At 57.5% G+C, this 21,631-nt stretch carries 21 protein-coding genes; 9 read left to right on the top strand and 12 right to left on the bottom strand.

The features are described from left to right. The 3 genes from AC2FND_RS10245 to AC2FND_RS10235 all read right to left on the bottom strand — a co-directional run. Positions 1–634 (bottom strand): class I SAM-dependent methyltransferase (locus tag AC2FND_RS10245; RefSeq protein WP_496769533.1); only part of this gene is annotated, 634 nt, incomplete at its 3' end. Between the two features lie 46 nt (positions 635–680). Next, positions 681–2,015, bottom strand: coding sequence for an NAD(P)-dependent oxidoreductase (locus tag AC2FND_RS10240; RefSeq protein WP_496769532.1), 1,335 nt, complete (start codon positions 2,013–2,015; stop codon positions 681–683). 159 nt (positions 2,016–2,174) lie between these two features. Further along, positions 2,175–2,807, bottom strand: a complete 633-nt coding sequence (locus tag AC2FND_RS10235) for a cupin domain-containing protein (protein ID WP_496769530.1) — start codon at positions 2,805–2,807, stop codon at positions 2,175–2,177. Positions 2,808–2,950: 143 nt separating this feature from the next. Between AC2FND_RS10235 and AC2FND_RS10230 the strand changes: the two genes are divergently transcribed. From AC2FND_RS10230 to AC2FND_RS10220, 3 genes are all read left to right on the top strand, one after another. Beyond that, positions 2,951–3,946, top strand: a complete 996-nt coding sequence (locus tag AC2FND_RS10230) for a GT-B fold glycosyltransferase domain-containing protein (protein WP_496769529.1) — start codon at positions 2,951–2,953, stop codon at positions 3,944–3,946. Between the two features lie 72 nt (positions 3,947–4,018). Further along, entirely contained in the window at positions 4,019–5,311 is a 1,293-nt protein-coding gene (locus AC2FND_RS10225) for an O-acetylhomoserine aminocarboxypropyltransferase/cysteine synthase family protein (RefSeq protein WP_496769527.1), read from the top strand. 2 nt (positions 5,312–5,313) lie between these two features. Continuing rightward, positions 5,314–6,024: a GNAT family N-acetyltransferase gene (locus tag AC2FND_RS10220; RefSeq protein WP_496769526.1), complete on the top strand. Its 711-nt coding sequence runs from the start codon at positions 5,314–5,316 to the stop codon at positions 6,022–6,024. 2 nt (positions 6,025–6,026) lie between these two features. Here AC2FND_RS10220 and AC2FND_RS10215 read toward each other — a convergent pair whose 3' ends face one another. Beyond that, positions 6,027–6,731: an SIMPL domain-containing protein gene (locus AC2FND_RS10215; RefSeq protein WP_496769524.1), complete on the bottom strand. Its 705-nt coding sequence runs from the start codon at positions 6,729–6,731 to the stop codon at positions 6,027–6,029. Between the two features lie 155 nt (positions 6,732–6,886). Between AC2FND_RS10215 and AC2FND_RS10210 the strand changes: the two genes are divergently transcribed. After that, positions 6,887–8,839: a hypothetical protein gene (locus AC2FND_RS10210; RefSeq protein ID WP_496769522.1), complete on the top strand. Its 1,953-nt coding sequence runs from the start codon at positions 6,887–6,889 to the stop codon at positions 8,837–8,839. Positions 8,840–8,926: 87 nt separating this feature from the next. On the opposite strand, the gene hppD is transcribed toward AC2FND_RS10210, so the two are convergent. Further along, positions 8,927–10,024: a 4-hydroxyphenylpyruvate dioxygenase gene (gene hppD, locus AC2FND_RS10205; protein WP_496769520.1), complete on the bottom strand. Its 1,098-nt coding sequence runs from the start codon at positions 10,022–10,024 to the stop codon at positions 8,927–8,929. Positions 10,025–10,170: 146 nt separating this feature from the next. Between hppD and AC2FND_RS10200 the strand changes: the two genes are divergently transcribed. Together AC2FND_RS10200 and AC2FND_RS10195 are read left to right on the top strand one after the other, a co-directional pair. After that, positions 10,171–10,626 carry an Lrp/AsnC family transcriptional regulator gene (locus AC2FND_RS10200; protein WP_209504202.1) on the top strand — a complete coding sequence of 152 codons (456 nt, stop codon included), beginning with the start codon at positions 10,171–10,173 and terminating at the stop codon, positions 10,624–10,626. A gap of 19 nt (positions 10,627–10,645) precedes the next feature. Then, the gene (locus tag AC2FND_RS10195; protein ID WP_209595914.1) at positions 10,646–12,526 is read left to right on the top strand and encodes a monovalent cation:proton antiporter-2 (CPA2) family protein; all 1,881 of its coding nucleotides are present in this window, start codon (positions 10,646–10,648) and stop codon (positions 12,524–12,526) included. Between the two features lie 30 nt (positions 12,527–12,556). Here AC2FND_RS10195 and cobT read toward each other — a convergent pair whose 3' ends face one another. Next, complete coding sequence (cobT, locus tag AC2FND_RS10190; protein WP_496769518.1) at positions 12,557–13,567, bottom strand: nicotinate-nucleotide--dimethylbenzimidazole phosphoribosyltransferase; 1,011 nt, start codon at positions 13,565–13,567, stop codon at positions 12,557–12,559. A gap of 78 nt (positions 13,568–13,645) precedes the next feature. Here cobT and cobS point away from each other — a divergent pair, with 78 nt between their 5' ends. Next, entirely contained in the window at positions 13,646–14,410 is a 765-nt protein-coding gene (cobS, locus tag AC2FND_RS10185) for an adenosylcobinamide-GDP ribazoletransferase (RefSeq protein ID WP_496769517.1), read from the top strand. On the opposite strand, the gene AC2FND_RS10180 is transcribed toward cobS, so the two are convergent. The 6 genes from AC2FND_RS10180 to AC2FND_RS10155 form a co-directional block, all read right to left on the bottom strand. Continuing rightward, complete coding sequence (locus tag AC2FND_RS10180) at positions 14,407–15,168, bottom strand: potassium channel family protein (protein WP_496769515.1); 762 nt, start codon at positions 15,166–15,168, stop codon at positions 14,407–14,409. The two genes, cobS and AC2FND_RS10180, sit on opposite strands and share 4 nt — an antisense overlap. Before the next feature lie 117 nt (positions 15,169–15,285). After that, a complete protein-coding gene (locus AC2FND_RS10175) occupies positions 15,286–15,795 on the bottom strand; it encodes a CarD family transcriptional regulator (RefSeq protein WP_209504207.1) in 510 nt (169 codons plus the stop codon). A gap of 280 nt (positions 15,796–16,075) precedes the next feature. Next, positions 16,076–16,414, bottom strand: coding sequence for a ferredoxin FdxA (gene fdxA / locus AC2FND_RS10170; protein ID WP_170616129.1), 339 nt, complete (start codon positions 16,412–16,414; stop codon positions 16,076–16,078). A gap of 66 nt (positions 16,415–16,480) precedes the next feature. After that, entirely contained in the window at positions 16,481–16,846 is a 366-nt protein-coding gene (locus AC2FND_RS10165; protein WP_496769513.1) for an RNA-binding S4 domain-containing protein, read from the bottom strand. Positions 16,847–16,852: 6 nt separating this feature from the next. Next, complete coding sequence (locus tag AC2FND_RS10160; protein WP_496769511.1) at positions 16,853–19,678, bottom strand: helicase-related protein; 2,826 nt, start codon at positions 19,676–19,678, stop codon at positions 16,853–16,855. Between the two features lie 20 nt (positions 19,679–19,698). Next, positions 19,699–20,268 carry a tetratricopeptide repeat protein gene (locus tag AC2FND_RS10155; RefSeq protein WP_496769510.1) on the bottom strand — a complete coding sequence of 190 codons (570 nt, stop codon included), beginning with the start codon at positions 20,266–20,268 and terminating at the stop codon, positions 19,699–19,701. Positions 20,269–20,337: 69 nt separating this feature from the next. Between AC2FND_RS10155 and AC2FND_RS10150 the strand changes: the two genes are divergently transcribed. Both AC2FND_RS10150 and AC2FND_RS10145 read left to right on the top strand, forming a co-directional pair. Then, a complete protein-coding gene (locus AC2FND_RS10150) occupies positions 20,338–20,628 on the top strand; it encodes an SCP2 sterol-binding domain-containing protein (RefSeq protein ID WP_209504212.1) in 291 nt (96 codons plus the stop codon). After that, positions 20,628–21,602 carry an alpha/beta hydrolase gene (locus AC2FND_RS10145; protein ID WP_496769509.1) on the top strand — a complete coding sequence of 325 codons (975 nt, stop codon included), beginning with the start codon at positions 20,628–20,630 and terminating at the stop codon, positions 21,600–21,602. Before AC2FND_RS10150 ends, AC2FND_RS10145 begins: the two co-directional genes overlap by 1 nt. The last annotated feature ends 29 nt before the right edge of the window (positions 21,603–21,631 follow it).

Below are 21,631 nucleotides of genomic sequence, written 5' to 3'. Positions count from 1 at the left end.
GTTCAAGACCCGCGGCACTTGCCGCAGACTTATAAACATCCGGCGCATCCACGAACGAGGTTTCGGCAACAGTGGACCACGGCAGAGGGAAAGCCAGCGGCTCGTCCACGTCTGCGGCCATCACATCGAACAGGGCAAAAGTACCGCCCTTGGCGAGCGCCCGCGACACTTCGGCGAACAGCCCGGCCTTGTCCATAATGTTCATGCCCACATGCATCATGACAGCCAGATCGAACCCAGCATCCGGCACCGGCATCTCCAAGGCACTGCCCACATGAAAGCTGGTTTTCGAGGAATGCCCGACCATGTCGCTGAGTACCCTGGCGGTTTCAACGAATTCCGGTGTCAGATCGACGCCCGTTACCGTCGAGTCATAGCGATCCACAACATAGCGAGAAGTTCCGCCGATACCGCATCCGACATCCAGAACGCGCGTCGCATGGGTCGGCGACAACTGCGCAAACAGGTTGTTGGTCGCCAGAACGCCACCCGTGTGGAACTCGTCCCCTGCTTTCAGGTCTGCGACCGTGGCCGCATCCGGATCGATACCGCTGGCCTCAAGCGCCGCGCGGACGCGGTCGGTCAGAGCTCCGGTGGTATAATGTTGCGCTACGGCTTGTTCGATCTGGGACATGGGAATACCTCAGCAGCGAAAGGAATGGGGTGAATACCCCATCCTATCACGAAACCAGCGTCGCGTGGATGTCCATCGCAGCATCCCGGCCTTCGGCAACAGCCGTGACGGTCAGGTCCTCGCCACCCGCCGCGCAATCTCCACCTGCCCAGACACCGGCCACTGAAGTGCGTCCCGCACCGCTGACAGCGATCTTGTTGCCGTCCAGCTTCAGCCCTTCCGGCGCACCTTCCAGCGTCTGACCGATGGCTTTGAGAACCTGGTCCGCCCGCAGCCGGACCGTTTCACCGGTTCCGGTGAGTTGGCCGTTCTGGCTCGAGGTATATTCCAGCTCAATCTCGGTAGCGGCTCCATTGCCGTGTACCGCCACCGGCTGCACGTTGGTCAATATCTGAACCCCGTGCGAGGCTGCCAGATCCTGCTCGTACCGGCTGGCACCCATGGCGTCGCGGCCCCGGCGATAGGCAATGGTGACATTCTCGGCACCTAACAATTTGGACTTTACCGCTGCGTCCACGGCAGTCATGCCTCCGCCAATCACGACGACGTTCCGCCCGACAGGAAGCTTTGCAAGATCACCAGCCTGCCGCACGTCCGAGATGAAATTGACGGCATCCCGCACCCCGTCCTTGTCAACACCATCCGCGCGCAGGGCATTCACCCCGGCAAGTCCGATGGACAGGAACACCGCGTCGTAGTTTTCGACCAGACCACCCAGCGAGATGCTTTCACCCAGAACCGACCCGGTTTCAACCGTGATACCACCGATTTTCAACAGCCAGTCGACCTCGGCCTGCGCAAAATTGTTGGTCGATTTATAGGCGGCAATCCCGTATTCGTTCAGACCGCCCGGTTTGGGCTTGCCTTCGTGGATCACCACGTCATGGCCCAGCATGGCAAGACGATGCGCGCAGGCCAGACCGGCAGGCCCTGCCCCCACGACAGCAACCGTCTTCCCAGTTAATGCCGCACGTTCAAACGGATGCGCGCCCGCAGACATAAGATCATCCGTCGCAAAGCGCTGTAGCCGCCCTATCTCGACCGGCTTGCCTTCGGCCGCCTCACGAACACAGGCCTCTTCGCACAGTGTTTCCGTCGGACAGACACGGGCGCACATCCCGCCCAAGATGTTCTGCTGAAAGATCGTTCGCCCGGCTGACTGCGGCTGTCCGGCCTGAATCTGACGGATGAATAGCGGAATATCGATGTCTGTCGGACACGCTGTCACGCAAGGCGCGTCATAGCAGAAATAACAACGGTCTGCTGCAACTGCGGCCTCATGCGGGGCCAATGGCGGATGCAGATCGGTGAAATTCGAGGTCAGCTCATCGCTTGAAAGCCGCCCGGCGACGATGCCGGGTGCCATCTGGCCCTGTGCCATCACTCTACTCCCTGTAGATATGTTTGTTATGACCTCAGCTTGCCACAAATAAATTTTTTATCAATTGGTAAAATTTGTCAGATGATCAAAAAATCAAAAATCCGGGCCGCGAAACCCGGGTTTGTTGGCATTTTGGGTGATTTCAGGGCCGAGAAGCTTTCAGACCATTTCGCCAAGATGGCGGGACTTGGTCCAAACCCGAGCGCCGTCAGGCCCTGCAACGGCCCGCGAGTGCGTTCCGGGCGGCAAGCGCAACCAATCCCATGTCGAAAATTCTTCCCCAGCTTCTTCGAAACTGCCGCTTATGACAAACACTTCCATGCCTTCGCGCGCGTCCAGTTCGACCACGTCCCCAGCCGCCCATGTCCGCACAAAAACGTCCTCATGATCATCTTTGAACAGTTGTACGTCAGAATCGCCATTTATCGACCGGCGAACCTCGGTCCGGTCTTGCGGGTCGAACTGGTGCAGCTTGACCAGAATGGTCGCGCCCTCCACAGCAGACGGAGTGTGCGAGGACGTCGGAGGGTTGCGAACATAGCTGCCGACGGGAAAATCTCCGGTCTCGTCCTGAAATACACCGTCCAGTACCAGATATTCCTCACCGCCGTCATGGGTATGGGCGGAAAAGGCGCTGCCGGGCGCAAAGCGGACAATGGTTGTTGCGCGGGCCACCTCATCACCAATCCGGTCCAGCATTTTACGCTCGACGCCAGCCGCAGGGGAAGCGACCCATTCGCTATTGTCAAAATGAACTGCGACCCGTTTTGTGAAATCCGCATTGATCCGCATGTGTAACCCTTTCTGCTACGACCCCTGAAAGAAATGGGATGCCGTGATGAAATTTCAAATTTTCCGCTTTTGACGCCTTGGGCCGCTTGCTGTAATCCGAACTTCAAGGTGCATGGTCAAACACCTGTCGGGAACGGGCATAGATGCAGGCAACGTCACAGACATTCAACATCGCGGTCGTCGGTCAAAACAACCGCCTGCAATACGAAGCCCTGTTGTTTGCGGCTTCACTGCGCCATTCTTCACCGCAATTCAGGGGCAAACTGTTTGTCGCCACGCCAAATCCTGGGCCCCGCTGGAAACAGGACCCCCGCATTCAGGACGAAGATGTTCTGAAAGCCCTGAAACAACTGGATGCTGAAATTCTGCCCTTCGACTCGCATGTATTCGGTGAAAGCTATCCGTACGGCAACAAGATCGAAGCGCTGATGGCCCTGCCGGAAGATGAGCCCTTTGTGTTCTTTGACACCGACACGCTGATCACTGGCGAGATCACATCCGTGCCATTTGACTTCGACCGCCCCAGCGCGTCACTGAAGGTTGAAGGGACATGGCCCAAACCAACGCTGTATGGCCCCGGTTTTGACGGTATCTGGCGCGCACTTTACTACCGGTTCGGGTTGGATTTCGAAAGCTCGCTGGACACCGATCAACCCCATGACCACTGGCGGCGGTATCTGTATTTCAATGCAGGCTATTTCTTTTACAAATGCCCCCGGAAATTTGGAGAGCGTTTTCTGGGCTACGCCAGAACAATCCGCGACGAAAACATTCCGGAACTGACTGGCCAAAGCCTGGACCCCTGGCTGGATCAGGCCGCCCTGCCCCTTGTCATTCACTCGTTCGGCGGCGGTCGTGATGTTTTGCCCTCAGGTTTGCTGGACGGGTCCGTCAGTTGCCACTATCGCCTGTTTCCCTTGCTTTACGCCCGTGAAAGCGACCATGTGATTGATGTTTTGGAGACCGTCGTCGCTCCAAACAAGGTCAAGAAGGTTCTCAAGCAATACGAGCCACTGAAAAAGATGGTTCTGCAGGGGAAAGGCGCAAAAGTCCGCGCCCTGTTTGACCGGGATCAACTGCCACGACGTGAACAGGCCATCCGCAACACGATTAAAAGCAAGGGCCTCTGGCTGCGCTGACAGGATCGTTGTGCGCAGGCGGGCAATGGCCTACAGATTTCGCAAGACAAATTCCAACAGGAGATTTTCAAGATGTCTGACGGCCCCACCTACGGTTTCGACACGTTGCAAATTCACGCGGGCGCCCGCCCCGACCCGGCGACCGGAGCGCGCCAGACACCCATTTATCAAACCACAGCCTATGTGTTTCGCGATGCAGACCACGCAGCGGCCCTGTTCAACCTGCAAGAGGTGGGCTTTATCTATTCCCGCCTGACCAACCCAACCGTCGCCGTTTTGCAGGAACGCGTGGCGACTCTTGAAGGCGGCGTTGGTGCCGTTTGCTGCTCGTCCGGGCACGCGGCCCAGATCATGGCGCTGTTCCCGCTGATGGGTCCGGGTTGCAATGTGGTCGCCTCAACCCGTTTGTACGGCGGCACGGTCACCCAGTTCAGCCAGACAATCAAACGCTTTGGCTGGTCTGCCAAGTTTGTCGACACCGATGATCTGGACGCGGTGAAGGGCGCAATCGATGAGAATACCCGGGCGATTTTCTGCGAGTCCATCGCCAATCCCGGCGGCTATGTGACGGATATCCGTGCACTGGCAGATGTGGCCGATGCGGCGGGCATTCCGCTGATCGTCGATAACACCTCGGCAACACCATATCTGTGCCGCCCGATCGATCACGGAGCGACGCTGGTGGTGCATTCAACCACCAAGTACCTGACCGGCAATGGCACCGTCACCGGCGGCTGCATCGTGGATTCGGGCAAGTTCGACTGGTCGGCAAACGACAAGTTCCCGTCACTCAGCCAACCCGAACCGGCCTATCACGGCCTGAAGTTCCACGAAACGTTCGGACCTCTGGCCTTTACCTTCCACGGCATCGCCATCGGTCTGCGCGATCTGGGTATGACCATGAACCCGCAAGCTGCTCATTACACGCTGATGGGGATCGAAACCCTGTCGCTGCGGATGGAGCGCCACGTAGAGAACGCCCAGAAAATCGCAGCGTGGTTGGAAGCGGATGACCGGGTGGACTACGTCACCTATGCGGGATTGCCGTCTTCGCCTTACAAAGACCGGGTCAAATCGCAATATCCACGTGGCGCTGGCGCATTGTTCACCTTTGCAGTGAGGGGTGGCTATGACGCCTGTATCAAACTGGTCAACGCGCTGGAGATTTTCAGCCACGTAGCCAATCTGGGCGACGCGCGCTCGCTGATCATTCATTCGGCATCGACCACACACCGTCAATTGACCCCGGAACAGCAGGAAGCCGCGGGCGCAAGTCCGGGCGTGGTGCGCGTATCCATCGGTATCGAAGACGTGAACGATCTGATTGCCGACCTTGATCAGGCCCTGGCCAAAGCAACCGCCTGACCATGACCCAGCACGACACAAACGATCTTGGCCAGCCCATCGGCTTACCGGTTTCGGGTGACTTTCCACGCCCGACACCACCCTATACGCCGATGGTGGGCCGGTATTGTTCCGTCGTGCCCCTTGATGTGAACAGGCACGCGCCCGGACTGTTCCGGGCGTTTGCAAAGGACACGGATGGCCGCAACTGGACGTACCTGCCTTACGGCCCGTTTGCTGGCGAACCTGAGTTCGAAGACTGGGCGCGCGCCAACTGCATGGGCGCGGACCCGATGTTCCAAACCGTTCTGGACGGTGATGACATACCGTTGGGCATGGCTTCATATTTGCGGATCGAACCCGCTGCCGGAGCGATTGAGGTCGGGCATATACACTTTTCACCACTGCTTCAGCGCAAACCGCAATCAACCGAAGTCATGTATCTGATGATGCGGCGCGTTTTCGATGAACTGGGTTACCGGCGTTACGAATGGAAATGCGACGCGCTGAATGGTCCGTCGCGCAGAGCGGCAGAGCGGCTTGGGTTCACCTTCGAAGGCGTGTTTCGCCAAGCAACCCACTACAAAGGGCGCAACCGCGACACAGCCTGGTATTCAATCATAGATACCGAATGGCCACGCATCCGCGATGCATTCGAGGCCTGGTTGTTACCCGAAAATTTCGACGCTTCGGGCCAACAACGAAAACCGCTGATGGCCCGCGCGAAGGGTTGATTTCATTCCGAGATCTCGAACACCATCGAGACGCTGACAGACACCGAAACCTCGCCACCTGCCACAGGAACACCCCCTGCGTCAGCCATGCTCATCATGCGCATCTCGGGCATCGGGCGCACGCCCCCCGTTTGTTCCGAAATCGTTTGCACCGCGCCAAGGGTTACACCCGCGGCCTGCGCCAGCTGCTCGGCCTTGGCCATAGCTTTGCCGACAGCTTGCGCGCGCGCTTGGGCTTCGATTGGTTTGGTATCCTGCACCCCAAAGCTCAATCCACCAAAATCGTTGGCGCCATCCTGAATGACCGCATCCATGATGCTTCCAAGTTTGGACAGATCACGCACACGTACAAACACGCGGTTCGAGGCAGCGAATCCCGAGATTTCCGGTGTTTCTCCATTCTGCCCGTGCCGCCCGGACCAAACAGGGGAAAGCGACAGATCGCGGGTCTGAATATCGCGGTCTTCAATCCCCATCCCGGTCAGGCGCGCAAACACCTTCGCAACTGCGTCCGAGGTGGCCTGCATCGCTGCCGAAGCCTCGGCATTTTCATTTGTCACACCCAATGTGATCGTCGCCATATCGGGAGCAACCTCGATGGTTCCGGTTGCGTCTACGGTGATGCGACGTTCTTCCGCATGGGCAAGTCCAGCGGTCGTTGCGGCCATCATCGCGGCCAGAAAAGCGAATGTCTTCAATGTTATCACTCCGATTTGCTTGCATTAAAGATGGGTCGGCGATGCATTGCCATACAAGAGGAGAGTTTGCCTTTTTCTTTTCCTCGGCAAGTTCCTGCTTTAATGTCGGTCTGCGAACGCCAAGGTGTTTGCATCGACGTTGATAATTATGGTTCCTGCGGATTATGAAACCTGCCTTTGCGCTGTCTTTTTCTGCGACCGGAATATCATTGTATCATCACTCGGATGACGAATGGTTCGTTATCGGCTCGATTCCTTTGGATTCGCCGGACCTGTCCGGTCAGATGCAGGTTTTGCGGGAAAACGCCTTTGCGCTGGAAAACGACCTGAGCTGCAAGCTTGTTTTGCCTTCCGAACAAGTTCGATACCTTCAGATTGCAACCGATGACTTACCCCCCCAAGACACGGTGGAACGCGTTGAAAGCGCACTTGCCGACGCAACGCCTTACGCTTTGTCCGAACTCAGCTACGACTATCAGACCGAAGGCGGCACCACCTATGTTGCAGCTGTTGCGCAAGAAACGCTGAGCGAGGCGCGTACCTTTGCCTCGGACCATGGTTTCGTACCGGTTTTGTTTTGCGCCGAGGAAGACGCAGACGCATTCCCCCGAGAGGCATTGTTCACAGAACGTTCGGGCGCATCGAAAACCCAACCAACAGAGCCCCCGCTGTCGGTAAAAAACACAGACCAGCCCGAACCGGCAAAATCCGCTGGGAAGCCAGCGCATCCCATTGCAGGCGCCGCGGCACCAAACGTGTTTCTGACCCCCGAAACACCTGACAAAAAGTTTGCGAATACGAAAGCGCAGGCACCGCGCATTGCGATCCCGGCATTTGCCGCGGCGGTTCTTCTTGGCGGCGTTTTCGGCGTTTGGCTGGCCTTGGACAGCGGTGGAGAAACAGATCAGGTCGCACTGAGCCCAACTCCAACCGAGATAGGTGTTTCCGAGCCGGATATCGACGCCCTGCCACCGACAGTGCCCGAAGTTGTGGCAATTGCCCCCCCAGAAAACTTGCCGCCTGAGCCTGCTCTGGACGGGGACGTGCCCCCTACACCAGACCCCGCCGAGGCAGATACCGTAGAACAACCGGAACTCACCCCAACCGACGCAGCAATCCTTGAGGCACTCAAGGTGGCCCCGACCCCTGTTGAATCTGTGGCTCAGGACCCCGAGGCAGATGAGGATATCAGCGCTGCCTCCGGTGTGAATGTAACGCCTCCGGCCGCTTTGGATGTGCCAGAAGCCCCGGAACCGGACGATCTGTATCTGACGTCGATTGACAAATCCGACCTGTCAAGCGATGCGGTTGCCCTGCCCCCGGCTTCCAGTTTCGATACCGACGAACCCTTCGTTCGGGACGTGCAACATGGCATTGCAGGAGCCCGGTTCAATCTGGATGACCGCGGGCTGGTAACGCCCACGCCGGAAGGGACGCTGAACCCGGATGGGATTGTCATTTATCAGGGCCGGCCACCGAAGGTTCCTCCAGCGACGCCAGTGCGTTTCGAAGACGAACCCGTACTTGACGAGCTCGACGAAAGACTGGCCGGTCTTCGCCCCAAACCCCGCCCCGCAGATCTGGTCGAGAGCTTCGAGCGCGGGCAGTTGGGGGGGCGGTCGCTGGCAGAGCTTTCGACGAAGCGACCCAAAGCGCGCCCGGACAGTTTACAAGCGCGCACAGAAATCGACGAGACGCCAACAGCATTGGCCGTTGTCCGCGTCCCGCGCCCCAGGTTGCGACCGGCGGGTTTGGACACTGCAAAGGCACCTGCTTCTGGTAACTCCAATCTTGGATCAACGGCCGCGCTGGACCAGAGTTCAGATGACGCCGGATCGTTTCAGCCGAAATCGGTTGCACCCAAGATTCCCTCAACCGCATCTGTAGCCCGCCAGGCCACGCTCGATAACGCGATCAATTTGCGCCGCCTGAATCTGATCGGCGTTTACGGCACACCCGCAAACCGGCGCGCTTTGGTTCGGCTTCCCAGCGGGCGCTACAAAAAATTGAAAGTCGGCGACAATATTGACGGCGGCAAGGTTATTGCCATCAGTGACAGCGAACTGCGTTATCAAAAGAAAGGTCGCAACGTGACCCTGGCGATGCCGCGCAGCTGACATAGGCGCTCAAAGCCGTGAGCGATCACCTGTAAACAGGCACGTCAGAGGCAGTAGAACCGCCCCCGACTTATTGGTTCATTTGGATCAAGCCGCGGAAATCTCGCCGCTTTCGATCTGTTCGCGCTCGATGGATTCAAACAGCGCCTGGAAGTTCCCTTCGCCGAAACCATCATCACCCTTGCGCTGAATAAACTCGAAGAAGATCGGGCCAATCACCGTTTTCGAGAAGATCTGCAACAGAATGCGCGTCTCGCCCCCGTCAACGACACCTTCACCGTCGATCAGGATGCCGTGTTTCATCATCCGGTCCAGCGGCTCTTCATGACCGACCACGCGGGTCCTGGACATCTCGTAATAAGCTTCATTCGGACCCGGCATGAACTTCAGGCCGTTTTCAGCAATGGCATCGGTTGACGCGTAGATGTCGTCGCTGCCCACTGCGATATGCTGAATGCCTTCACCTTTGTATTTCTTCAGGTAAGACACGATCTGCCCGGTCTCGCCGCGGTCCTCGTTGATCGGAATACGGATGCGCCCGCAGGGTGATGTCAGCGCGCGGCTGTAAAGGCCGGTGAATTTTCCCTGAATGTCAAAGAAACGAATTTCACGGAAGTTGAACAGGTCGCCATAGAACTTGAACCACTTGTCCATGTTGCCCTTGTAGACATTGTGCGTCAGGTGATCGAGATAGAAGAACCCCTCGCCCCGAGGTTTGGATTCCTTGGTCCAGTTGAATTCCTGATTATAGGGCGATGTGTCGTAGTACTGATCAATGAAATAGATCAGCGACCCGCCAATACCCTTGATCGCAGGCACATTCATGGTTTTGTCAGCGTGGTCGTAAGGTTCCGCACCTTTTGACACGGCATGCTCGTACGCTTTTTGCGCGTCCACGACCCGCCAGCCCATCGAAGGCGCGCAGGGCCCATGTTCGGCTACGAATTTAGCTGCAAAACTGTCCGGGTTGGCATTCAGGATGTATGTGACATCCCCTTGCTGCCAAAGCTCGACGGCAGGATCTTCCTTGTGGCGTGCCACCAGATCAAACCCCATCTTTGCGAACAGATCACGCAGCTCCTGCGGTTCAGGATGAGCGAATTCGACGAATTCAAACCCATCTGTTCCGGCAGGGTTTTCTTCACTGATCACGGATTTCGGGGCATTGTGCGGGAAAGGACCCATGGGCGTCTCCTACGAAAACAGGAATTTCCTTGCTGATTCAAAAATACGACTTTTCTGACGCTGTTTCTGCGCATTGTTTTTGTATAAACTGCAAGATGACGCGCAAAATGCGCATATCAGTTAATAAAATCAGGATTTTTCCGCACATGTTGGATGCAACCGACAAGCGACTGCTTTCCGCACTGCAAAAAGATGCACATCTGACGGCGCAACAACTGGGTGAAATGCTGAACCTGTCGCCCAGTCAAGCGGGTCGCCGCCGACAGCGGCTTGAAGTCGAAGGGTACATCACCGGATATGCTGCCCGGCTGGACCCGCTGAAACTGGGCTTACAGGTGCAGGGGTTCGTTCAGGTGCATCTGGGCACCCATGGCCCCGAGCAATCCGCAAGCTTTGCCCGCATGGTCGACACCCGACCCGAGATTACCAGTGCATGGACAATGACAGGTGAGGCAGACTATCTGCTGCACATCTACTGTGACGACCTGTCCGCCCTCAACAGCTTGCTACATCATGTGATCCTGCCGCATCCTGCCGTTGCAAGAGTACAAAGCCAGATCGTAATGGATCAACTTAAACGCGACGCCCCCCTTCCCACCTGAAAAGGTTCTGAGGACACACATGGACGACTTTCTATATCAGGCTTCAATCTATCTGGCAGCGGCAGTCATTGCCGTTCCCCTGTCTGCCAGACTGGGGTTGGGGTCCGTGCTGGGTTATCTTGCCGCCGGGATCATTATCGGACCTGCACTGGGCCTTGTCGGAGCGGAAACCGAAAATCTTCAGCATGTGGCCGAATTTGGCGTGGTGATGATGCTGTTTCTCATTGGTCTGGAACTGGAGCCACGCGCCCTGTGGGACATGCGCGACAAGTTATTGGGTCTGGGCGGATTGCAGGTGTTGCTGTCAACAGTCGCGATTGCTGCTGTGGCCATGTACGCCAACCATCCCTGGTCGGTTGCCCTGGCGGTAGGGTTGACCCTTTCGCTTTCATCGACCGCGATCGTACTTCAAACCCTGTCAGAAAAAGGCCTGATGCAGACAAACGGCGGCCGCGCGACATTTTCGGTTCTGTTGACGCAGGACATCGCGGTGATCCCAATTCTGGCTTTGTTGCCACTGCTGGCGCTGCCCGCCATGCCACGTTTCCAAGCAGATGGATCGATTGACCGGGGGGCAGGAGGATCACATGGCGCAGGCGATCACAGTTTGTCGCTGGTCGAAGGGCTGCCGGGCTGGGCCGTCACCCTTGTCACAATCGGCGTGGTGGTGTTTGTCATTCTGGCCGGTGTCTACCTGACAAGACCGTTGTTTCGCTTCATCCACGCAACCCGTCTGCGCGAGATGTACACCGCACTGGCACTGATGATTGTCGTGGGCATTTCGTTTCTGATGACACTGGTCGGCCTGTCACCTGCCCTGGGCGCGTTCCTGGCAGGCGTTGTTCTGGCCAGTTCTGAATTCAGACATGAAATGGAAAGCGACCTTGAGCCGTTCAAAGGATTGTTTCTGGGGCTGTTTTTCATCACGGTCGGTGCCGGAATAGACTTCGGTTATTTTTTCAACGACCCGCTGGACCTGATTGGACTGGCGCTGCTTGTGATACTTGCCAAGGGGATCATCCTATTTCTGGTGGGCAAGGCCTTCAAACTGCGGGGGCGTGATCACTGGTTGTTCACCCTTGGGTTGGCGCAGGCTGGTGAGTTCGGTTTTGTCCTGCTGGCATTTTCGACGAAACAGAATGTCATTCCGCCCGACCTGTCGCAGAAACTGCTAATGATCGTTGCTCTGACGATGTTAATCACGCCTCTTCTTTTCATCGTCTACGATGCGTTGTCGCGGAAGATTGGCGATTCCGCGGCCAGCCCTGAACCTGACGTGATTGACGAAAAGGGCCCGGTCATCATCGCCGGCATTGGTCGCTTTGGTCAGATCGTCAACCGGCTGGTGCGGGCCAGCGGTTTCAAGACAGTCGTTCTGGACCACAATATTGAAACCATTCAGCTGATGCGCCGATTTGGCGTCAAAGGCTTTCTGGGCGATCCCACTCGGCCGGAACTGTTGCGCGCGGCGGGATTGGACAAAGCATCCGTTCTTGTCGCCGTTATGGACGATCACAAGCAAGTCACGCGGCTTGTCAGCTATGCCAGACGGCAGCGTCCTGACCTTCACATCATCGCCCGCGCCCGCGACCGGACCCATGTATACGAGTTGTATCAGGCGGGTGCCAATGACATCGTGCGGGAAATGTTCGACAGTTCGCTGCGCGCGGGTCGCTATGTTCTGGAGAATATCGGACTGAGTGAGTACGAAGCAGCCCAGGCTGAACAGACGTTTTACCACCATGACAGGAAGGCGGTGCGCGATCTGGCCGAGCTTTGGGTTCCCGGAATGCCAATCGCCGAAAACAAGAAATACATCGAGCGTTCGCAGGCGCTGGAAAAGGATCTGGAAACCGCGCTGCTGGAACTGGCTGAAGAGCACGCCAAGAAATCGGCCTGACCCAAGCCTTTGCCCGGGTCAGATGCGGGTTTAGCCGTCCGAAACCCCAGCTTCGGCAAAGGTAGCCATGCCGGAATGACAGGCGACGGCACTTTTCAGAATGTTGATCGCCAAGGCCCCGCCGGACCCTTCACCCAACCGCAGGCCAAGGCTCAGCAACGGCTCTTTACCCAATTTTGCCAGCACGGCACCATGGGCTGCTTCGGCGCTTTGGTGGCCTGCCACAGCATGATCCAGCGCACCATCCGACAGCTTCCACAAGCAGGCTGCGGAAGCCGAACAGATGAACCCGTCCAGGATCACCGGGATGCGCAACACCCGCGCGGCAGCAATCGCGCCCGCCATTGCAGCAATCTCGCGCCCGCCAAGACAGCGCAGGATGTCCAGACCATCATCTGACGCGTGTTTCGCGACGCCCTCAGCCACGACACGGGTTTTGTTGGCCAGACCGGCGTCATCCACACCGGTTCCGCGCCCTGTCCAATCGGACGCGTCGCCACCAAACAGCGCGCAGGCAATAGCCGCAGCCGGGGTGGTGTTGCCAATCCCCATTTCGCCGACCACCAAAAGATCGGATTGCGGATCAACGGCCTGCCAGCCAGTACGCAACGCGGCCAGCAATTCATCTTCGGTCATGGCGGGGGTTTGGGTGAAATCCGCGGTCGGCTTGTCCAGATCCAGCGCGTGAACATCCATCTTCGCGCCTGCCGCCCTTGCCAACTGATTTATCGCCGCCCCGCCATGTTCGAAATTCATCACCATCTGCACGGTTACTTCCGGCGGAAAGGCCGAAACACCCTGCGCGCTAACACCGTGATTTCCGGCAAACACAATGACCTGAGGCGCGCTGATTTGTGGACGGGCGTCCCCTCGCCATCCTGCATACCAGACCGCAAGATCCTCAAGCCGACCAAGCGCACCAGGGGGTTTGGTCAATTGTCCATTTCGCTCGGCCGCGCCCTGCACCGCAGCGGCATCCGGGCCCGGAGCCCCCGTCAGGACAGCACGGAACGTGTTCAAATCATTCAGTTCAGGCAGCATGAAAGCCTCATTGCATCAGAGTGGTCCTGCGTGTTTAACCGAAGGATCGAAACCAACAAGACCCCGAAAGGCACGGGCGTGCAAAAAAACGACACCAAACCGTTTTCCCTGTGGGATGTTCCGCTGGCCCTGGTGCTGTTGACCCGCCTGCCCCTGCCCCGTTTGCCCAAAGCCGTGTTTGCCCGGCAGGCACAATCGGTATGGGCATTTCCACTGGTTGGGCTGGTCGTTGGCGGGCTGGCATGCCTGACCGGTTGGCTGGCGATGGGGTTTCAACTGCCCCCGTTTGTCGCAGCCTCGTTGCTGGTCGCGGTACTGATCCTGTTGACGGGCGCTATACATGAGGATGGTCTGGCCGACACGTTCGACGGGCTTTGGGGCGGTTTCACTCCTGAACGCCGGTTGGAGATCATGAAGGACAGCCAGATTGGAACGTACGGCGTGCTTGCCTTGATGATCTCGCAGATTTTACGAATCTCTGCGGTTTCCACCTTACTGGCCGTTGGTCCGATCTGGATGGTTGTTGCGGCTTGTGTATTTTCCCGCGCCCTGATGCCAGCACTAATGGTTCTTCTTCCAAACGCCAGAAAGTCGGGCCTGAGCCATTCAGTTGGCACCCCCGGCGCAGGATCAGCCTGTATCGCAGTGGGCATCGCGATTCTGGTCGCTTACAGCTTGTGCGGAAGTCTGGCGCTTACCGCGATACTCTGCGCGGCTTTGATCGTTGCTGTTTTGGGGCTCGTCGCGAAGACCAAGATCGGCGGTCAAACCGGAGACATTCTGGGCGCATCACAACAATTGGCGGAAATCACATTTCTGCTTGCCATCAGCGCCCAGATCTAAGACGCGCCCCCGGTTTCAATTCGCAACGTATCGCCGCAATGTTTGCAATGCACGGCGTCGGGGTCGTGCCGGTACAGCCCGCAGCTGGGGCATTTGTGGCGGACCTTCTGTGGCGCGAAAATCGCCTGCGCCAGCCGGACGAACAAGGCTACGCCAACGACCATAATGAAGACGGAAAACATTTTGCCGCCCGGTGTGACCAAAGTGATGTCGCCAAACCCGGTCGTAGTGAGCGTCGCCATGGTAAAATACAGCGCATCTATGTAAGGCGTTTGCGCGTCTTCGGGGATAAAAAACACCAAAACGGCCGTCGAGGTGGCAAAGACAAAGACCAGTAGGTTGATCGCCGCGATAACAGCGTCCTCATGCGTGCGGAAAAAACGGCTGTCGCGCCGCAGATCCCAGAGCAGATGATAGGAATGAATCAGACGCAGGGCGCGTAATATCCGCAGGAAAGCCAGGTTTCCTGTCAAAAACGGATCAAGCACCAGCGAGAGGACGACCACGATATCCGCCACTGTGTAGATCTGGCGCAAAAATCTCCAGCGGTCTTTTGAGATCCAGAGCCGTGCAGAGAAATCCAAAAAAATCAGTACACCGACCAGTTGGCTTGCAACGGTCAAGCCCGGCCCATGCGGGATGTGCGCCGTCCCGACAAAGAAAACGATTGTCGCAACATCGAACAGAATCAGCGCATACCTAAACCAGACCGAAACAGGGTCGTGTCCGATGTACAGGTATTTCACAGTCTGCTTCATGTGCGCCCGGTAATCTGCTGCATACACAGTGAAATTAGCGCCACTTGAACAATTCACCAAGCCACGAAAAAGGCCGCCCCAAATTTGGAGCGGCCCGTATTGTCAATGTATCTTCGATCAGGCAGCGCGTGAGGTCAGAACCTCGTCAACCTGTTTGGCGGCTGACACCTCGCCAGCGCCCGAAACAGCCGCGACCTCACGGGTCAGACGCTCCAAGGCAGCTTCGTACAGCTGGCGCTCGGAATAGCTCTGCTCGCGCTGATCATCGGTGCGGTGCAGGTCACGGACCACTTCGGCGATCGAGATCAGATCACCCGAGTTGATCTTCTGTTCATATTCCTGCGCACGACGGGACCACATGGCGCGTTTCACCTTGGCCTTGCCTTTCAGCGTTTTCATCGCCTGGCTGATCACATCGGGCGAGCTGAGCGACCGCAAACCGGATTCGGTTACCTTGTTGGTCGGCACGCGCAACGTCATCTTGTCTTTCTCAAATGAGATGACGAACAGCTCAAGCGAGAATCCCGCGACATCCTGTTCCTCGATCGAGATAATCTGGCCCACGCCATGGGCGGGGTAGACAACATAGTCGTTCGGGCGGAACTCGAGCTTTTTCGACTTTGTCATTCAGTTTTTTCCTTGCTAGCGGACGGGACACGGACAACAAAAGCACCACATGCGGGGACTGTCTCAGCCCCGTCAGGCGGCGATATTGTCACAAATTCAGAACTCCAAAGTGAGCATACTTACGGAGCGCATCCCAATCTCGGTCATCATGTGGATATAGTATATCACAAATTTACGACGCCCGAAAGTTAACCTTACGGGAATCTTTTGTATTCAACCTTGATTCAACAGGTTGTACTGCGATCTTTATGTCCAAAACAGGTCGCTTGGAACGAATCACTCAGCCGCCTTCGCCGGGCGCTTCCGAGAAATACTTCTCCATCTTGCCCTCTTCACCGTCACGCTCCTCCGCATCGGGCAGCGGGTCTTTCTTGGTCACGATCACCGGCCATTGTTCGGAATACTTGCGATTGAACTCGACCCACTCCTCCATGCCCGGCTCGGTATCGGGGCGGATCGCGTCGGCGGGGCACTCGGGCTCGCACACTCCGCAGTCAATGCATTCATCAGGATGGATGACCAGCGTATTTTCACCTTCGTAGAAACAGTCCACCGGACACACTTCGACACAGTCGGTGTATTTGCAGGCGATACAGTTTTCGGTGACTACATAGGTCATGGTCGGATTCCTGTTTGCGGTTTGAGCGACTAGCTAATTCAGTCTGGCCCGCTCTTCAAGACAGGATCAGTGATCTTCCGGGCGAGAAAGATCAATAGCACGTCGATCTTTCTTGGTTGGCCGACCTTTTCCCTCGAAACCCGGATTTACAAGAGGCGCTTCCTGCTTTTCGCTCATATCAAAGTACAGCGTTTGCGCCTCGGGCGCCGGACCGCGGCGTTCCCCCAGTTTTTCCACACGTATGACGCGGACAATGCGGCCCTGCGAGAAGGTCAAAACGTCACCGGGGGCCACGGCTTGGGCCGGTTTCAGCACCCGGTTTCCATTCAGCCGGACATGGCCGCCACTGACCTGTTTGGCGGCAAGGCTGCGGGTCTTGAAGAACCGCGCCTGCCACAACCATTTGTCAATTCGCAGTTTGGCCTCGGCCATCTTGCGTCAATTGCCGTCCTTCAGACCCATAAGCGCTGCGGCGAACGGGTTGTCGGGATCAATGGCCTTTTCCTTCTTCGGTGGACGTGACGAGAAGGTCTTGGCTCCTTGCGGTTTTCCGCCCTTCTTGCCATGCGGTTTGCCACGGCCCTCCTGCGGTTTGCCCCGTGGTTTCCCCTTACCCTGCCCCGGCTCGCGGCGCGGGCCACGGTTCGGCTGGCGCTGGCGACCCCATGTGAAGGTGTAATACACTTCAACCTCGGGTTCATCCGACGCAGGTTCCGCAACCTGACCTTCTGCGACAGCCTCGGCTGCCACCTCAGTGCTTTCGGTGGCCTCGGCTGTCGCTTCGGCGGGCGCGGCGACCTCTTCTGATGCCGCATCGGGTGCTGACGTCTCGTCGGTAACGGCTTGTTCCGCCGCCTCTGTCACAGGTTGCTCTACCGGGGCCGGTTTGACCTTGTCACGCTCGCCGCGTTCGGCTTTGTAGCCCAGCCCCTGCATCAGGTCAGCAAACTGTTCAAGCGTCATACCGGTGATCGACAGCATATCCGGCTTGGCTTCGAACCCGCCACGGCTGTCCTCCGCACGAAGCATATCGGCCAGACGTTCCAGCATGTCGATCCGGATCGATCGGTCACCCGCATCGCGGTAGCCGCACATGGTGTCATAGCCCTGTGGTGCATCCTTGGCGACCGGCACAGTGACCAGACCCGGAGGCGGTGCTTCGGGGAATTCCTGCAAACCGCTGGACAGCGCCCAAAGCACGAGACGCAGACGCGTGGGAGCAGGTTTCAGCAGCAGCGGCATAAAGATGGTGAACTGGCCAAACCGGATACCATGCTTGCGCAAGGCGCCGCGGGCGTCCTGATCCAGATCCTTAACTTCTTGTGCGACCCCTGCGCGGGGCAGTACGCCCAGCGCCTCGACCATGCGGAAGGCAAATCCTTTGGCCAGCCCGTTGAGTTCCTCATCGCGCGACAGATTTAGCAATGGCTCGAACAGCGCAGCGATCTTGCGGTCGATGAAGTGCTGCAACCGGCGCCGCACCTTCTGTTCAACATCCGGACCGGCGGCTTCGTCCACAAAAACCTCGACCACGGGCTTGAGAGGTTCGGCCCCGGCAACCAATTTGCCAACGGCATATTCGCCCCACATCAGGCCACCCTGATCGGTGAAATCAATTTCGGTATCGGGCGCATTGTAGAAGCGATCGGCACGCAGATGGAATTGCGGCGCGAGTGCTTGCAGGGATGCCGATTTGAGCGCTTTCGCCTCGGTTCCTTGCGCGCTTTTGTCCGGGCTGAACCGGAACCCTTCCAGACGACCGACGAATTCGCCTTCGACGGTCACTTCACCCTTGTCATTTACTTCGGCCAAAAGGGCCTCCTTCTGCTTGAGCCGCCGCAACAAAACCGATGTACGCCGGTCCACAAATCTTTGAGTCAGTCGCTCATGTAGTGCGTCAGACAGCCTGTCTTCTACAGTGCGCGTTTCGTCACGCCAATGTGATTCGTCACGCACCCAACCGTTTCGTTGCGCAACATATGTCCAGGTGCGAATATATGCCAACCTTTTGGATAACGCATCGATATCCCCATGGGTTTGGTCAATCCGCCGTATCTGCCGAGCCATGAAATCATCGGGAATACTGCCGCGTTCGTGCAGGTGGCCATAGATCACTTCCAGCAGGCTGGCGTGCTCTGCATGGCTGATGCCGCGAAAATCAGGGATTCTGCACACATCCCAAAGCAATCGAATGGATGGACCGTCACTTGCGCGGGCGGCAATCTCGGCCTGTTGTGACAGCGATTTCAACACATTCAGGTCGTCAGCAGGGCGGGCTTTGATCAGGTGTTCGTCACTCGGACTGACCTCAAGCGAGTTGATCAGTGCGTCAATCGAGCCAAACCGGAGGGCGGCATTCCGCCAGTTCAACTTTTTCATCGGCGTAAACCGGCTGTCCATGATTGCCTGCGCGACACCTTCGTCCAGCGGCGGCGCCTCGCCGGTCACGCCAAAGGTGCCGTCCGACATGCCACGCCCGGCCCGGCCTGCGATCTGGGCCAACTCATTCGGGGCCAGCGGGCGCATCCGCCGCCCGTCGAATTTGGTAAGGGATGAAAATGCAACGTGGTTTACATCCAGGTTCAAGCCCATACCGATGGCATCTGTGGCGACCAGGTAATCGACCTCGCCATTCTGATAAAGCTCCACCTGAGCGTTGCGGGTTCGTGGGCTGAGAGCACCCATGACCACCGCCGCGCCACCTTTCAGACGGCGCAGAAGCTCCGCGATGGCATACACATTCTCAACCGAAAACCCGACAATAGCGCTGCGGGCAGGCATCCGGCTGAGTTTCTTCGAACCGGAATAGACCAACTGTGACATCCGCTCGCGCCGGACAAACTGCGCCTCGGGTACCAGCGCGGCAATCGGGCCGCGCATGGTGTCAGAGCCAAGGAAAAGTGTCTCGTTTGTTCCGCGCGACCGAAGCAGGCGATCCGTAAAGACATGGCCGCGCTCGGGATCGGCACACAGCTGGATTTCATCAATTGCCACGAAATCCGCGCCCATACCTTCGGGCATCGCTTCGACCGTGCAGACCCAATACTGGGTCCGGGGCGGCACGATCCTCTCTTCGCCGGTAACTAAAGCAACAACCGATGGCCCGCGGATGGCGACGATCTTGTCATAGACCTCGCGCGCAAGCAGACGCAGCGGCAGACCGATGACACCTGTGCGGTATCCCAGCATCCGTTCGATTGCGTAATGGGTTTTACCTGTATTCGTAGGGCCCAAAACGGCCACTATTCGGGATGACCCGCTCACCTTTGCCCCCTGCCCGGACCTTACAGCGCTGCGCCGTCAATCTGCGGCTTCAGTCGATTCACCGCATTGGTTACTTCGTCGTGGTGGGGATGTATAGCCAATGCCCGTGAATAGGCCTCGTAGGCTTTGTCGGGTTGTCCGATAATCTCAAAGATCAGGCCCAGACCGTAGATTGCCTCGTAATTGTTGGGGTTCAGGGTCAGGGCATGTTCCAGATCGGCAGCGGCCATGCCAAACCGTTCGATCCCGAAAAAGGCCGAAGCGCGCAGGTGCCAGCCTTCAGCAAAATCGGGCGCATGGTCCGTCAGGGCGGTCAGATGTTCCAGCGCCGCACCTACGTCACCGTCATCCAGCGCTTCACGGCCACGTTCCAGCAGCAGATCGGCCGATGCTGAACCGGACTGGGCCCACAGAGCTTGCAACTGCCGATCCAGAGCAATGGCCTGCTCGGGCGTCGATTGGGCAAGTTTTTGCAGCAATTCGCCCTCATCGCGCAAATCCGCCTGTTGCGCGAGGCAAGTGGAGGAAATCGTGACTAGGACAAAAAGTGCCGCGACGATACCTTTGAGATTGTAGATTGCAATGCTCATAACAATAGTCAGTGTAGCGTTGCGACCGGGGATGTCCATTCACGGCGCACTAACAATATGAGGAAAATCATGAGCGAGACTCTTGAAAAGGCAGCCGCCGCTTTGAATGAAAAACTGGAAGGCGGCGCGTTTGATGCCTCGGCCAAGTTTGATATCGCCGATCTGGGTGCCATTGTCCTGGATTCTAACGGTGCGCGGGTCAGCGACGACGATGCTGATGTCACCCTCAGCGCGGATGCCGACACGTTCGAACAGATCCTCAGCGGTGAATTGAACCCGACAGGTGCGTTCATGTCCGGCAAGCTGAGCATTGATGGCGACATGGGTGTTGCCATGAAGCTGGCATCGGTACTGGCCTGATGGAGTTCTCGCCGGCCCCTTTGTTTGAAGACGTGGCCGGCGGCCCCGCCGGTGGAAAGGCCCACTGGTTGACGACGTCGGATCAAAAACGCATCCGCGTTGCTCACTGGCTTCCGGACGGAAAGGCACATGGCACTGTCATGATGTTTCCGGGACGCACGGAATACATTGAAAAATACGGCAATACTGCCAGCGAATTCATAGAGCGTGGGTTCGCCATGCTGGCTGTCGACTGGCGCGGTCAGGGTCTTGCAGATCGGTTGCTGGACGATGCTCGGGTCGGACATGTCGATCAGTTCACCGATTACCAGCAGGACGTTCAGGTTACCCTGAAACTTGCAAGCGCGCTGGACCTGCCAAAACCATGGTACGTGGTCGGGCATTCGATGGGCGGTGCAATCGGGTTGCGTGCCGTCATCGAGAATGGCTGCTTTGCCGCGTGTGCCTTCACGGGCCCGATGTGGGGAATTTTCTTCACCCCGGTCATGAAACCCCTAAGCCGCGTGACAGCCTATTGGGGCACAGCACTTGGCCTGGGCGAGCGGACGCCCCCCACCACGACGCTCAAAAGTTATGTCCTGTCGCAACCTTTCGAAGGCAATATGCTGACCCGTGATCCAGACATGTACCGGATGATGCAGGATCAGTTGAATGAGCATCCTGAACTTGCGCTGGGTGCCCCATCAAATCTGTGGCTGCGCGAGTCGCTGGACGAATGTGCATGGTTGATGGAACAGCCCGCCCCGAAAGCTCCTTGCCTGACATTTTTGGGCAGCCATGAGCAAATTGTGGACCGCAAGGCAATTCGTGCGCGCATGGCCAATTGGCCCAACGGAACGCTGATCGAAATTCCGGATGGTGAACACGAGGTGCTGATGGAAGCACCCGAGGTTCGAGGGCCTGTTCTGGACAAGATCGCGGCGCATTTTCTGGCCAATCAGGCCAATGGCGCATCCGAGCTGGTTTCCTCGTAAACCCTTTCACCTTTGGAATTGGCCGCTTG

The organism is Ruegeria sp. BHSB056, assembly GCF_059613305.1.
This window is presented reverse-complemented; position numbering and strand designations above follow the sequence as displayed.